Here is a 13,420-nt window from a genome sequence, read left to right as displayed (position 1 = left end):
TGGGACGCCACCTCGTCCCGGTGCAGGTTCCTCTATCGGAGGCCGGGATTGTCGGGACTGCGACACGGAATGGATCGCAACGCCCCAGGCCAGAGACGGTCTGACTCACACGCGTCCTCGACGCCACGTCCAGACGCACCAGACGATCCCCGCTACGGCTACTACGGGGAGCACCTGCCTCGCCCTCCCCATCGTGACAAACCGGTGGTACTGCTCACTCGACAGGAATTGCATTCCGTGTGCCTTGTCCGGGGTGGACAGATCCCACCAGAAACTCCTCATTCCGCTCACTGCATGGGGCCAGGCAGTGAAAGCGCCCACCGCGGCGGCGACCGCGAGGCACGTAACGGGGGGAAGGCCACCCAGAACCAAGGAAACCCAGGGGCCCGCTCGAGTCGTGCGCGCCTCGGCAAGACCACACGCGCGACCAATGCCACGACTCCGAGGGCAAGAAATAGCAACCACGCCACGACATAACGGTAGTGGTTTCACTCCGTGCCCAAGCCTCGAATGCCTTGGAGAACTTGAGCCGGCAGTAAGGAACGAACACGCAGTACGGGATTGCCGATCAGCGATCGGTAAACGGTCATCAATCCCGATCGGCTGACTATTGCCCGAACGTGAAGCGCAGGTTCGCGTTGATGAGTTCGTTCACTCGCTTGCGCATGCGGACGGTCGTCTCCCCGTCCGGGACCGGGTCGTCGACGATCAACGTCCAGGACAGAGTGGTGCTGCCGTGGGGTGGGCCACCGATGTCGAAGCGAATCCGTGCGTCCGGACGCCACGGCCAGATCGAAGTCCATACGACGAGGTTCGGCTCGACCGCTTCTGCGATCGTGGGACGTTGTTCGTCGTTGTGCAGGATCAGCCACCGACGAACGGGGTCACGGTCAGGGTCGGTGAGGGCTTCGTAGACGATGTGAGGCGGCGGTGGTTGGGTGCGGCGCCGGCTGGCAATTTCGGCCACCACCAAACCATATCGGTGCCTCTCACTTTTCGATTGCCGATCTGTGCCCGCTCATCGATCGCTGACCGGAGGGCCGATATCGACGAGCGCAGGGCGAGGTCCGAGTTGCCGGGGGGACTTACACCCCGCCGCCGCCGGCTCCGCCGCCGCTGCTGTTGAAGGGAAAGATGTCGGTATGCGTGCCGTCCATGCGTCGCGGCGAAAGTGACGAGTACGGGCTCGGTTTCCGATCATGCATCAATCCCCGCAGGGCGATTCCCAGCCCTCGGAGCGTCCTCGTGAACCAGTTTCCCTAACGAACCGGTGCGGCAGCGGACTCGTACGGGATGGACTCCTTGCGAACGTAGCGCTCCATACGCCAAGCGTAGTCAGCACGGATACCGATGTCGTCGGCCTTCTGGCCTTGACAGATCACCGGCTGGCGGGCGCGCTCGCGGTTCGAACGAGAGACAGGGCTGCGTGGGTTACCGTGAATCTTGACAAGATGAGGGGGCGCTTGTGGTCGAGGACGGGGCCCGGAGATGGCGCGACAGCACCTGGTTCGACGTGGTCGTCATCGTCTCGACCGTTGCAGCCGGCACCGTGGTCGCCGGCCTGCTGAACGACGCTGAGAACGGTGAGCCGGTCGCCGGGCGCGCGTACGCCTACGTCTCCGAACCAGCGCCGTACCCGGCTCGGATACCGGGGTGCGATGCGGTCGAACCGCCCTCGGAGCCGAAACGCGTCAACTTCGGCACCGTCGGGTCGGACGAGTACGACAACCCGAGGTATCCGTGGTTCTCCGGGGCGAAGGCCGCGGCGATGACCCAGGCCGCCGTCGATGCACTACCGGACTCGGTGGAGTTGGTCTTCGCCAGTCCAAGCCAGTCCCTACAGTTCGAGCCGATCACCGATGTCGACCCCTCCGCCTTCCCACAGGAGGGGGACGCGGACCTGTTCAACGGGTCGACCAACGCCCGCGGCTCGCTGATCCGGGACGGCCACGTCGGCACCCTGACCGTCGATGTCCAGGCCTGGGACCGTCCCGTCCTGCCGTGCGTGGCAGGAGCGCTGGATCGACGCGACACCCGCCCGGACGGCACGGTCCTCGATTCGCTGGACACCTGGTACGAGATCAACGGTGTCCGCACCCTCGAACGCAGAGTCGTTGCGTACCTTCCCGACGGCACCCGCGTCGTGGCTACGGCCACCGACGCCGACAACACCGACCCGAGGGCGGGCGGCCGGCACAGCGGACAGATCCCGTTGACCCTCGACGAGTTGACCGCGATCGCGACCACCCCGGCATTTATGGTGACCGCGCCGATCATCCCGGCCGTGCCGCTGATGCCATCCTGCGGGGCCTTCACCGATTGGAACGGGCCGGAGCTGACCCGGGAGAAAGTGGCGCGACTCGACCGCGCGCTCGACGCGCGGTGGGCAACCATGCCGGGAAGCAGCGACCTCACCCTGGATCGGCCGATCGGATCACTCCGGTTGACCGACTCCGGCAAGGACAACGTCTGCGAGGTGGTCACCGTGACATCGGCCACCGGGGCAGGGCGCCTGGAAATCGTCGTCGTCAGTGGTCAACCCGCGTCGTCACCGCAGGATGAGTACCTGAACGACATCGACCCGAATCGCATCACCACCGTGTCCCCGGACGGGTCCACCGTCACCCGCGGGTTCTACCCCGATCACGGCAGCGCCTACTTCTCGATCACCCTCCCCTCCACCCAACAGATCATCATCAGCACCACTCCCATCCGGGGATCCACCGTGCCGGTGACGCTGGAGCAGATCGAATACCTGGCCACCGCACCCGAACTCGACCTGAACTGAAACCCGCGGACCAGGATCCACCCGCTGATGGGCAGTCGATGGCACTGCGGACGGTTACCAGAGGGTGAGTGGAAGGCCGGCGGCTTCGGCACACCGGATCCGCTCCTCGACGCTGTCGGGATCGTCGCCGTTTGCGAGGCCGGCGCGGATGCCGGCCGCCGGGTCGTCGGTAGGTCTTCGCTTCGAATCGGGCAACGACGGTGGGATCCTCGAGCCAGGACCGCCATAGCCGTTCGGGGATCCGCTTGCGGGAACCACTTGTCCGCTGGCTCGCTGTCGGCCCGGAGCGCCCAGCGGGTTGCGGGTTACGTTTCACAGGACCGGCTACCTCCCGCGCAGGTACCGTCGGATGAACGTCGAATCCACAGACTTGGGGGGAACTATCGTGGAATCCCGCAATCGCGCGTTCTCTGATTCGGGCTTGCCGCTGGAAGTTTGTGCTCCGCCAGCGTTCCTCGCCGACGGTAGTAACGGAATTCTCAGCTGGCTCGGACCGATCACGTCCGGGCCGGACGGCCTGTTCTTTACCCTCATCGCGCGCAGAACCGACGAATCCGCACCCCCGTTACTCGAATACGAGGCGCAAGCGACTCTGAGCTACGGCGACGTCGAGAAGCGGATCGGATGGGGAATGAGCGGCAGGAAGTCGCGTGCGGAACTGACCTTCTCCGTACGGCGGCCTGAAGATATCCCGGGTCCACCTTTCCGATTCCGACTCACCGTAAAGGACATCACTGGCCAAGCCGAATGGTCGACAGATCTCACCCTCCCAATCGCAGAGTAGGTGGCCGGCGTAGAGCAACGGATCGTGCGCAACCGGTTACAGAATCAATGGCCGGTCCCCGATGTCACCGGTCATCGATCCCTCACCGGTTGCCGATCCCTCACCGGTTGCCGATACCCTTTCGGTCAGCATCTGTGTCCGATCAATGGCAGTACAGAGCCCTGACGCCTGTGGTGCCATGGACCCATGGCACGAGATCCCGACCCGACTGACGATCAGGACTGGCAAGAGCGCGGACTGCGGATGGCAGCCGATGTCGAGCCCGGGATGTGGATCGTCAAGCACGTGCACCGGTTCAACGAACACGCCATTGCGTCCCTGGTGCCTCCGGTGTTCGCCTCGTACGCCCGAATCTTCCATCCTGCAATGACCATTGACGGCGATCCGATCCGCTGGGCTGACGTCGCTGCCGCCAACGGCACCACGGCGCATCCCGTCATGGAGTGGGGATCGCTTGTGGGAAGCTGGCGCACCCCTGAACAACCGGGGGTATGGCAGGAGGCGCCGGAGCGAGGATCACTGCCGCCTCGGACTGCACGCGCCGTGGTCGGTGTACTCCGACGCTTCACCCAGACATCCGATACCTGCTGGTTTGCCCACTGGGAAGGATCCGGCCGCATCACCGCTCCCGAACACTATCCGCGGCTGCCGATGCCCAGCCGAGAGCACATGGTCCTGTTTTCTGGAGACATCGATCTCGCGGACACTCAATTCGGTGGCGGCATGCTGGGGATGAGTGCGCACCTATGGTGGCCCGAGGATCGCGCATGGTGCGTGGCGACCGACATCGACCTCATGACGACCTACCTCGGTGCGTCAGCCGAATGTGTCGAGGCCGTACTCTCCGCCCCTGAACTTGAAGCACTCCCCGCGGCCCCCGATCAGAAGATCACGTGGGACAGCGACACCATCAACCCGTTGCCTGGAAGCCCATCGTCGGGATTCTGACCTATGCCGCGGTGCGCACCGGTCCACCCGTACGGCGAGGACCGCCGACCGGTCAACGATCGCTGATCGGCAATCACGTACTGCGTGTTCGTTCCTTACTGCCGGCTCAAGTTCTCCAAGGCATTCGAGGCTTGGGCAGGGAGTGAAACCACTACCGTTATGTCGTGGCGTGGTTGCTATTTCTTGCCCTCGGAGTCGTGGCATTGGTCGCGCGTGTGGTCTTGCCGAGGCGCGCACGACTCGAGCGGGCCCCTGGGTTTCCTTGGTTCTGGGTGGCCTTCCCCCCGTTACGTGCCTCGCGGTCGCCGCCGCGGTGGGCGCTTTCACTGCCTGGCCCCATGCAGTGAGCGGAATGAGGAGTTTCTGGTGGGATCTGTCCACCCCGGACAAGGCACACGGAATGCAATTCCTGTCGAGTGAGCAGTACCACCGGTTTGTCACGATGGGGAGGGCGAGGTAGGTGCTCCCCGTAGTAGCCGTAGCGGGGATCGTCTGGTGCGTCTGGACGTGGCGTCGAGGACGCGTGTGAGTCAGACCGTCTCTGGCATGGCGCGTTGCAAAATCCGTTCGGTGTCGCAGTCCCGACAATCCCGGCCTCCGGTAGAGGAACTACCGTCACCGAGACGAGCTCGGCGCCCCCGAGGGCTGACAGCAGCCGGCGCTCTTCCCGTAAGCCGATCGGTGACCGGTCAGCGATTCTCGACTGACTTCCCGGAGCCTCTGCCGCGTCTTCTCTGCCTGATTTCGACTTCAGGATGAGGGGCGGGGGGCATGAACATCGGCCGCTCGAACGAGACACGATCCGTCCGGTCTCGATCGGATCGGTGGATCTCGGCGAAGGTCGGGTAGCTGACCCACTCGCATGCCCAGACTCCGCCCACACGGTGGACGACGGGGTCGGGTACATCGTCCTCGTCGATGTGGACTCTCACGTCCACGGATGGGCCCGCGTGACCGTAGAGCACCCACCACGAGGGGCGACCAAGTTCTCCCGGCGTGGCTTCTCCGAAACTTGAGATCGTGCCCGGGCCGAGTGGTTTCTGCCAGATACCGTGCGGACTCGGAGGATCTCGCAGGAGGATCGCGTCCAAGTCATCTTCCGGGGCTACGAGGCTCGTGCCATCGACGCGCCATTGCACCACCACGCGGGAACTCTCGAGTACGAGTCGGATGGGCGCCCCGGCGTCATCGCCTGCATTCATATGTGTCACCAGTTCCATCCTCCATCCTTGAGGTCCCCGGGTAGAAGTAATCGCGGCCCCAGCACATACCGGTTGCAGTCCACCTCGCCGGAAGCGGAACCTGCACCGGGACGAAGCTGCGTCCCAGCGCATGCCGGCGGCAGTCGGCCCTCGTTCCGTAAGCGGATCCGCTTACGGGATCGCCAGTTCCGTGAGGTTTTCCGTTCCCCGGTGGTCAGGCGGCGGTGTGCTCGCCCGTGCACGACTCACGGAAGTGTACGGAGGTCGCTCGCAATATCGTCGAGTAGAAGGAACACCTCGCCGACCTTCAGTTCACCGCTCACGCAGATCGTTCCCTCCATCCTCGTATCGATGTGGTGCGATCTGAACGAGGCCGGGTGCTTAACCGGATTACTGCCCTGGAAGTGGAACGCATTCCCATGCGCCACCGCGTTCCGGACATGCCGCAAATACTCGAATATCGGTCGGTGGTCGTTGAAGTACTTCGCGTTCTTCATCTCCTGTCCGACCTTGAGGACAGACAGCTCTGCCCAAGACCGAACCAGGTTCATTTGCATCGTTCTGTCGGTCTGGACCGCGTCGAGGCTCTCTTTGATGGGCAAGATATACCTTTCGTTGCCCTCGCCACTGTTCAAGCTGACGGGGTCCGACATGTCGACACCGGCCATCTGCAGGAACTCTTCCCGTCGATCGTGCACGAGCACGGGCAACCCAACAACGCTCAGCACGAAATGTGACTTGAGTCGGTCGATCAGGTCTGCAATGTCCCCAGCAGGTAGCGCCATCGCAACAACGTGGCATAGATGCGGGCAAACGGCTACCGACTTCCTGAACAACGGTCGCCCATCCCGACTTCTGCCGGTTCTTGTGCGCTTTCTCGTAGGCAACGACCGCGCGCACTTCGGTGACTCCGGGAAGTCAGTCGAGAATCGTTGACCGGTCACCGCTCGTTGAGCGGAGCTCCGGGCGCATTCCGATTTGAAGTAGACGCCGCCGGGCCGTCGGCTGTAGGACCAATCCGCCGCTGGGTGACGTAGTTGTCAGAGAGGCTACAGGATTACAGTCATGGCGAGGTTGATTGATCGAGTAGCTTCTCGAAGTGATCGAGCACCATGCCCATATACTGCTCGACGAACTTCATCCTCGTTTCGAGGCTGTCATTGCGGATGTTCGCCGAGATCCCATCTCGGTGCACCGCCCGGTACCAGTCAACAACCTCCAAATCGTTGTGCACGTCGACCGTGTTGAGGCCGTATAGCCGTCGTGCGTCGGCGGTGGATGTGAAGCGAAGCGTCAGCAGTACAAGAGTGTCGCCCTGTCCGATTACAGCGGGCGTGGTCTCTGGGTCTAAACGGTCCCACCCGACAATGTACGGTCGCACTTCGTTTGGAAAGTTGACGTTGAAGCTCCGAACAATCGTCCCTAGCTCCCAAGGCTTCCGGTGCCGGTCAGTACGCGCATGATCGTGCAACCACACCAGAACATTGCCATCCGCACCGTATTTGGTGTGGTACGGCTGCATCGACTCAACTGAGTCGATGGTGCGTTCGTGCATGCCGTGGAAGGTATCGGTCTCACGAATGCGATTGAAGTCCTCGACGGTTCGGGTGATCGGAAACTGTCGTGCGCGTGGTCGGCTTGGCGGATTCTGGCCCGTATCTGCGACAGCGAGTTGGAAGAAGAGGTGATCAAGCGCAGACCGTGTGTTGTGGAGCCAATCGCCGAAAATGACTTCGAAATCTTCGGGCGGCGTGTACGACGCAACAAATTCAAGTTTGCTGCCGGTCAGTGACCGCTCCACCCGAAAAGACGAGGCCTGGCGTTCAGCTTTCCGCATTTCGGCCATTTCGTGCCGCTGCTGCTCTGCTCGCCGTAGACGAGCCCTGGCCGACCGGAAATCGGCGGTTGCGGGTTGTTGATCCATGTAGCAATTGTCGCCTGGCGTGTGGAGATAGCGGGTGTTCCAGCCCGCCGAGAATCGGTCCTCGTCGGAACGCTGGCCACATCGGCGCCGTTCACGGTCGAGCGCGATGACCTGGGGGCCGGCGCACACGGCGCGGTCGGCGATCGCGGCGCCGATTCTGAGCGACTCTTTCGCCGGTGATGGATCGTCATCCGGCTCCGCTGGGCGGTTTGCTGACAGCGAGCGCTGCGACACTATGGCTATGACGTCTGATCTTGCGGTCAACCTCCTGGACACGTTCCCCGGCCGCATGTTGATCGATTGGTGGGGAGAGTGGCGCGCACTGCACCCGGAGTTCTCCTCCGCTGGGCAGTACGCCGCCTCGATCGACACCGAGGACTACTCGGGTCGCGTAGCGATGGTGCTTCACATGTATCTGTACGGCGGCGACTTCCAAGATGTCATCGATCTCGACACCTCCGACCCCGACATCGTGGAGATGAGCGAGGCCGTCGCAGCCGCACTCTCCTCACCGAGCAGGGAAACGCTGCTCTCCCCACAAAGTCATCACGGCAACCTCACCGAGTTCCGCACACTAAGCGTCGCTAACCGCCACCGACCCAGCGCTTTACCGGACGGCGCCTTCTGGACGGCGACGAAGTTTGCTTGCGGAAACGATGCCTGGCTGCTCCACGGCGAACACGATGCAGAGCGCAGTCCCCTGCGCTACGACGTTCATTTCGATCCCGCCAGGGCGCGGATCGCGCGGGTCGATTCGGCGCCCGCATGGGAGGCGCTGCTGAAGGCGCATCCCCGCGAGCGTGAGGGGACGGTGTTTCCCGATTGGCCGTCGATCGCCCAGGAGTGGGACGCGGTCCACGTATCGCTCAGTGGACTGCTCTGCGCCGAGCCGCTGATATCGCAAGTGCCCTACACCGGAGAAGATCCCAGCGGATATACCCACTGCCAGTCCGGTCCCTACGTCGGCGTCGCCGAATGGGCCGTTCCGAGCACAGCCTGGCTTCGTCCGTCAGCCCATATGAGGGTCGAGCCAACTGCCCCTGCAGGAGGGCAAGCGATCGATGACCGGTGAGCGATCAGTGAGTGGGAATCGATGCCTTCGACGGTTCACCTACTGAAGCTGACATAGTGGGTTAGTACAACCGACCAGCAGCCTCTCGCGTGCAAAGGATTCCGATGACGTCTCGGCTCGTTCCGGTGCTACTCGCGGGAGCGGCGGTTACCGCAGGTCTGCTAACTTCTTGCGGCTCGGACAACGAGGGCGACGATTCACCCGCATCAGCAACGGGCGTGGAGGCAACAGCCTTCGCAGCAGCTGCCCCCGAGGTTCCGGCTACCGCGGACCCGACACCGGCGGAGTTGACTGCCCTCGTCCAGACCGCCCTCGATTACGACGTTCGGTTGGCCGATCGTGTGAAGCTATTCCAGGGGGTGAGCGAGAACGATCCGGCGCTCGCCCAACGCTTCGTCCAGGAGAAACTGACGGTCGAGTTCACCTCAGTTACCAGCACCGGTGAGGGCGAAGTATCCGCCCGTGGGCAGGTCACCGTCGACGGAAATCCGCCTGGTGACGTGGGCCCGGTAACGTTCGTCGCCGAGGACGGCACCTGGAAGATCGCCCGCAGTTGGGCCTGCCCAATCACCGGCGCCTGTTAGCGAACTCCAGTGGGTCCGGTGACCGGTTGCCAATCGTTGAGCGGTCTCTGATCGGACCTAGTCAGGGTGCGCACCCGTCCCGATAGCGGATCCGCTTACGGAACGAGGGCGGACTGCCGTCGGCGTGCGCTGGGACGCCACTTCGTCCCGGTGCGGGTTCGGCTTCCGGCACCTCAAGCGCCGCACAGGTAGGGTGCCGGAACGTGCAGCGTCTGCGGTTACACATCCCGAACCTTCTTGTGGCGTTGGCAGGATTTGGTTTCCTTCTGGGAATTCTTGCGGCGATGGCTTGGCATTTCGTGGAGCCACAAATGGGCCTTCACCCCGAAACCGGAGAGGTTTTTGCTGAGGCCGGCTTCGGCCCAGGACCGAGGGTGCATCCAGGAGTGGATTGGTTACCAACGCTCGCAGCCTTCCCCATTGGGACAAGCGCGCTCGCCGTCGGGCTTTGGTGGTTCCTCGCTCGGCTGGGGTGGAGGCTCACTCGAGGTTCGGTCGGAACGTCCGCGTCCATACTCACGTTTGCGCTCTTTGCAGCAATGGTGGGACTAGTGACAGGGCTTCTGCTCGCCTACTTTCCTCCAGCGCTTGGCGAACCGTACTTCGTAACGGACATGAGCATTGGCGCGAATGAAGGTGACCCGCTTCGGGTCGGGCTGGGGGGACCCACCTGGCTCACACTTCCCGCGTTGGGACTGTTCTTCGGCATCGCGGCTGCCTTTGCGCTGCGTGCCTTCGGTTGGACCCTCCAGCGCATCGTCGAGCCCCCACTGATAAGCGATCGCTGATCCGGTCAAGGATCCGCTTTCGGAACGAGCGCGACCGCGGCCAGGCAATCGATGGGCGTGGAGCTTTCGGCTTCGGTCGGATGATCTTCGGAAGATGACGGATCGCCCCCGACCGGGTGCACTCCCGCCTACCGTGGGTTGATGAGCAGCGACCCTGATGCAGACCAGGTCACGCGGCTATTGGGTGAGCGGGATCGGCTGCTGAGTGATGTCAGAGAACTCGAGGATCGGCTGGAGACATCAGGACGGAGACTCGATGACGTAGCCGCAGAGATTTCCTCCCTCCTCCGCCGTTCTCGGACTGGTGATTCTTTCTGGGCGAACGTCGAAAGTCGGTTGGCTGAGACCTTTGCGGGCCTTGCTGCCCAGCTCGGAACCTCCGATCCAGCCTTCCCCTGGATCAAGGTCTACCCGAACATGCCGCCTGTCCGTGATGCCGTGATGGGTGCATGCCTTGACCGCGAAGAGCCGGCTACTCACTTCGTCACGATCCAAGGCGTTCGGTGCAGAACTCTCCCGGACTTTGCTCGAACATGGGGCGATGCCCTCGAGTTTCCGAGCTACTACGGAGCGGATGGAATCGGCTCGTTCGAGGAGTGCTTTCGAGATCTCGTGGATATCACGCATGGAGGCATCGGCAGCCGATATCGCGACCGACCGGGACGCCCGGTGAAACGGGTCGTGATTTCTGTCGCGGATGCTCAAGACGTTCTTCGAGATGACACTGTCATTGGCCCAGCGAAGATCATCCGGATCATCGACAAGTTAATCTCCGAGATTCCGCGACGATGCGATCTCCGTGTCATCTACTACCTCGGCGAAGACGTCCAACCCAAACAACTCCACACACAGGTCGGTCTCGTCTATCCCCACGAGCACGTCTACGACTACCCGGCGGAGTAACCATCCCAGAGAGCGATCGTCCGCCGGTATGGGACCGGCGGACATTCCAGCGGGGATGGCTAGGTGTTGAAATCTGAGAGAGCGTCACGCTGAGCCCGGTGGGCGCTGCGTTCGATGGCCCGGTACACCGTCGACCGGCCCACCGAGAACAGATCGGCCAGTTCAGCGGTCGAGTACTCGCCTGACACGTGAAGCTCGACCAGGTGCCGTTCCTGGCGTGGGTTGAGCTTCGGCTTCTTGCCCTTCAGGTGTCCCTTCGCCTTCGCGATCCGCATCCCCTCCCTCGTTCGTGCCCGAATCAGGTCGCCCTCGAACTCGGCGACCATCGCCAGGACGTTGAACAACAGGCGACCGACCGGGTCGGTGGGATCGTGCAACGAGGCTCCGATCTGCAGACACGCGTGCCGAGCGGTGAGCTCGTCGACGATGTCCCGAGCATCGGGCAACGAACGGGCCAGGCGATCCAACTTGGTCACCACGAGGGTGTCGGTGTTCCGGCACGCTGCAAGGGCGTTCTGCAGTCCTGGCCGTTGACGATTGGTGCCGGTCAAGCCGTGATCGACGTAGATCCGTTCCGGTGAGACCCCGAGCCCGAGCAGTGCGTGCTGCTGTGTGGTCAGGTCTTGCTGATCGGTGGACACTCGTGCATACCCGATGTACATCGCTGATTCCCATCTCTCGAACGCACAACGCCGGCGGCGCAGTGCTTGGGACTCCACGGTCAAACATCATCGGCAAGGGCAGGCCAGGACCGCTGCCCGGAGCTGATGCCGTTGGTGCATTGGCCTTCCAGGCCCGGCATGGCTCAGCCTTCGAACGATTCATCCCGGTGATCGTTCCGTCCGGTGCGGCGGGCAATCACACCGACGGTCCCCTTCTGCCTCTCTATGCCGAGAGACGCGTGATCTTGGCGAGGGCGTCGCCTATCTTGTCGGCCGCAAGGTCGAGCTCGTAGCGGTCCTGGATATTGAGCCAGAACTGCGCACTGTTGCCGAACGCCTTGGCCAGCCGCAACGCGGTGTCTGCGGTGATCGACCGCTTGCCGAGCACGATCTCGTTGATCCGTCGGGGCGGAACACCGATGATCGTGGCTAGGCGGTTCTGCGTGATGCCGAACGGCTCGAGGAAGTCCTCGCGGAGGATCTCGCCGGGGTGAATTGGGCTCAGGTCTGTTGTCATTGTCGGTGTTCCTTTGTCGATTCTGTGGTCGGATGGAGCGTCGGCTCCCCTCTGGTGGTTAGTGATAGTCGGTGATCTCCACGTCGTATGCGGCGGTGGCGCGCCAGATGAAACAGATGCGGTACTGATCATTGATCCGAACGCTGTACTGGCCCACCCGGTCCCCGGAGAGCTTCTCCAGGCGGTTGCCTGGGGGCACCCTCAGGTCGTTGACGTCGGTGGCAGCCTCGATCAACAGGAGGCGCCGGCGCGCGATCCGCTGAATGTCCTGCGGGAGCTTCTTCGAGAACTGTCGGTGAAAGACCCGCTCGGTCTCTTTGTCGGCGAACGACTCGATCACTCCACGAGTATAACGCACTGCGTTAATAACGTGAAACGTTATGCTCCGTGGAGAGTGGCGGCGCGTCTCCAGCGGTGCTCCAATTGGCCATCCGCTGGCGGGAGCTGCGGAGGCTCAAAATCTCACTCGGTCAGCAGCAACGGCCGAGCGCATACGACCGATCTTGCTCGGTCCGAACTGCGCGGCCGGGATGTCCACCAGGTCCAGACGCTGGCGGCTACGGGTGCCGCATCGCTCGATCCTCAGCTGCCTCCGAGGATGATTCCCGCCCGCGAAAGCTGGCCCATTACATCGATCAGCCAGAAAGTTACTGCGGGCGGAAATGGGGACCAGAAGTTCCAGCTGTCTCCTGCCAGATGAATGAAGCTGTCCATCTGAATCACCTTCTACGAGCGACGGCTGGCGAAGTCGTCGGGGAGCACAGCCAACGATATTCGACATCCGACGGCCGACAGCCCGGAACAAGGATGAGAAGGGAGCGGCACGCCAATGGTGACGGTCTTCGATGACGGATCCCTTTCCGACCAGCGGCAGGTATTGCAGAGCTGGATTGGTGCGCACGACACCCCGCCTCGTCACCGAGGCAACAGCGTCGAGACGGGCCTGGCGTGCAATCAGGCTAATGACACGGGCGGGCAGCTCGGACGCGCGAAGATGGCGTTATGCCGATCCAGGACTTGTGGAATCAGGACAGTTTGGTGTGGCACTTTGGCTTGTTCGACGGAGGCCCCGCGATCGGGTCTGATCACGACGTCGAGGCGCCGCAGGTATGGGTGCGTGCACTCGAAGCCTGTAAGTCTCTGAGGGATCCGCCAGCGGACAACCACAGAGAGTCCGTGAGGTGTCGGAACAAGCGGCCAAGAAGGTGATCGCGATTACGCTCAGTCAGAACACAGCGTGAGCCCGGG

At 62.8% G+C, this 13,420-nt stretch carries 15 protein-coding genes; 7 read left to right on the top strand and 8 right to left on the bottom strand.

The features are described 5' to 3' along the window. Positions 1-607: 607 nt before the first annotated feature. Entirely contained in the window at positions 608-967 is a 360-nt protein-coding gene (locus GO592_RS40115) for a hypothetical protein (RefSeq protein WP_202715243.1), read from the bottom strand. A gap of 498 nt (positions 968-1,465) precedes the next feature. On the opposite strand from GO592_RS40115, the gene GO592_RS40110 reads away from it, so the two are divergent. Further along, positions 1,466-2,788 carry a hypothetical protein gene (locus tag GO592_RS40110; protein ID WP_202715242.1) on the top strand — a complete coding sequence of 441 codons (1,323 nt, stop codon included), beginning with the start codon at positions 1,466-1,468 and terminating at the stop codon, positions 2,786-2,788. A gap of 54 nt (positions 2,789-2,842) precedes the next feature. On the opposite strand, the gene GO592_RS40105 is transcribed toward GO592_RS40110, so the two are convergent. Next, complete coding sequence (locus tag GO592_RS40105; protein WP_202715291.1) at positions 2,843-2,983, bottom strand: hypothetical protein; 141 nt, start codon at positions 2,981-2,983, stop codon at positions 2,843-2,845. Between the two features lie 154 nt (positions 2,984-3,137). On the opposite strand from GO592_RS40105, the gene GO592_RS40100 reads away from it, so the two are divergent. Both GO592_RS40100 and GO592_RS40095 read left to right on the top strand, forming a co-directional pair. After that, the gene (locus GO592_RS40100) at positions 3,138-3,572 is read left to right on the top strand and encodes a hypothetical protein (protein ID WP_202715241.1); all 435 of its coding nucleotides are present in this window, start codon (positions 3,138-3,140) and stop codon (positions 3,570-3,572) included. Between the two features lie 186 nt (positions 3,573-3,758). Then, entirely contained in the window at positions 3,759-4,520 is a 762-nt protein-coding gene (locus GO592_RS40095) for a hypothetical protein (protein ID WP_237737263.1), read from the top strand. 1,447 nt (positions 4,521-5,967) lie between these two features. Here the strand turns inward: GO592_RS40095 and GO592_RS40090 are convergent. Together GO592_RS40090 and GO592_RS40085 are read right to left on the bottom strand one after the other, a co-directional pair. Continuing rightward, positions 5,968-6,507 (bottom strand): hypothetical protein, encoded by a 540-nt coding sequence (locus GO592_RS40090; RefSeq protein ID WP_007297382.1) that lies wholly within the window; start codon positions 6,505-6,507, stop codon positions 5,968-5,970. A gap of 278 nt (positions 6,508-6,785) precedes the next feature. Beyond that, the gene (locus GO592_RS40085; RefSeq protein WP_162130649.1) at positions 6,786-7,880 is read right to left on the bottom strand and encodes a hypothetical protein; all 1,095 of its coding nucleotides are present in this window, start codon (positions 7,878-7,880) and stop codon (positions 6,786-6,788) included. A gap of 55 nt (positions 7,881-7,935) precedes the next feature. On the opposite strand from GO592_RS40085, the gene GO592_RS40080 reads away from it, so the two are divergent. From GO592_RS40080 to GO592_RS40065, 4 genes are all read left to right on the top strand, one after another. Beyond that, the gene (locus GO592_RS40080) at positions 7,936-8,718 is read left to right on the top strand and encodes a hypothetical protein (protein WP_202715240.1); all 783 of its coding nucleotides are present in this window, start codon (positions 7,936-7,938) and stop codon (positions 8,716-8,718) included. 218 nt (positions 8,719-8,936) lie between these two features. Then, on the top strand, positions 8,937-9,302 hold the full coding sequence (locus GO592_RS40075; RefSeq protein WP_007297379.1) for a hypothetical protein: 366 nt from the start codon (positions 8,937-8,939) through the stop codon (positions 9,300-9,302). Between the two features lie 203 nt (positions 9,303-9,505). Then, positions 9,506-10,090, top strand: a complete 585-nt coding sequence (locus GO592_RS40070) for a hypothetical protein (protein ID WP_157234235.1) — start codon at positions 9,506-9,508, stop codon at positions 10,088-10,090. A 141-nt stretch (positions 10,091-10,231) separates the two neighbouring features. Continuing rightward, positions 10,232-10,993 (top strand): hypothetical protein, encoded by a 762-nt coding sequence (locus GO592_RS40065; RefSeq protein ID WP_039951252.1) that lies wholly within the window; start codon positions 10,232-10,234, stop codon positions 10,991-10,993. 59 nt (positions 10,994-11,052) lie between these two features. Here GO592_RS40065 and GO592_RS40060 read toward each other — a convergent pair whose 3' ends face one another. From GO592_RS40060 to GO592_RS46135, 4 genes are all read right to left on the bottom strand, one after another. Next, positions 11,053-11,655, bottom strand: coding sequence for a recombinase family protein (locus tag GO592_RS40060; RefSeq protein WP_007297376.1), 603 nt, complete (start codon positions 11,653-11,655; stop codon positions 11,053-11,055). Between the two features lie 223 nt (positions 11,656-11,878). Then, complete coding sequence (locus tag GO592_RS40055; protein WP_007297375.1) at positions 11,879-12,172, bottom strand: HigA family addiction module antitoxin; 294 nt, start codon at positions 12,170-12,172, stop codon at positions 11,879-11,881. A gap of 58 nt (positions 12,173-12,230) precedes the next feature. After that, positions 12,231-12,512 carry a type II toxin-antitoxin system RelE/ParE family toxin gene (locus GO592_RS40050; protein ID WP_007297374.1) on the bottom strand — a complete coding sequence of 94 codons (282 nt, stop codon included), beginning with the start codon at positions 12,510-12,512 and terminating at the stop codon, positions 12,231-12,233. Positions 12,513-12,754: 242 nt separating this feature from the next. Continuing rightward, the gene (locus GO592_RS46135) at positions 12,755-12,886 is read right to left on the bottom strand and encodes a hypothetical protein (protein ID WP_009480666.1); all 132 of its coding nucleotides are present in this window, start codon (positions 12,884-12,886) and stop codon (positions 12,755-12,757) included. Positions 12,887-13,420: the final 534 nt, after the last annotated feature.

Source organism: Rhodococcus sp. 21391, from assembly GCF_016772255.1.
Lineage (GTDB): Bacteria > Actinomycetota > Actinomycetes > Mycobacteriales > Mycobacteriaceae > Rhodococcus_F > Rhodococcus_F opacus.
This window is presented reverse-complemented; position numbering and strand designations above follow the sequence as displayed.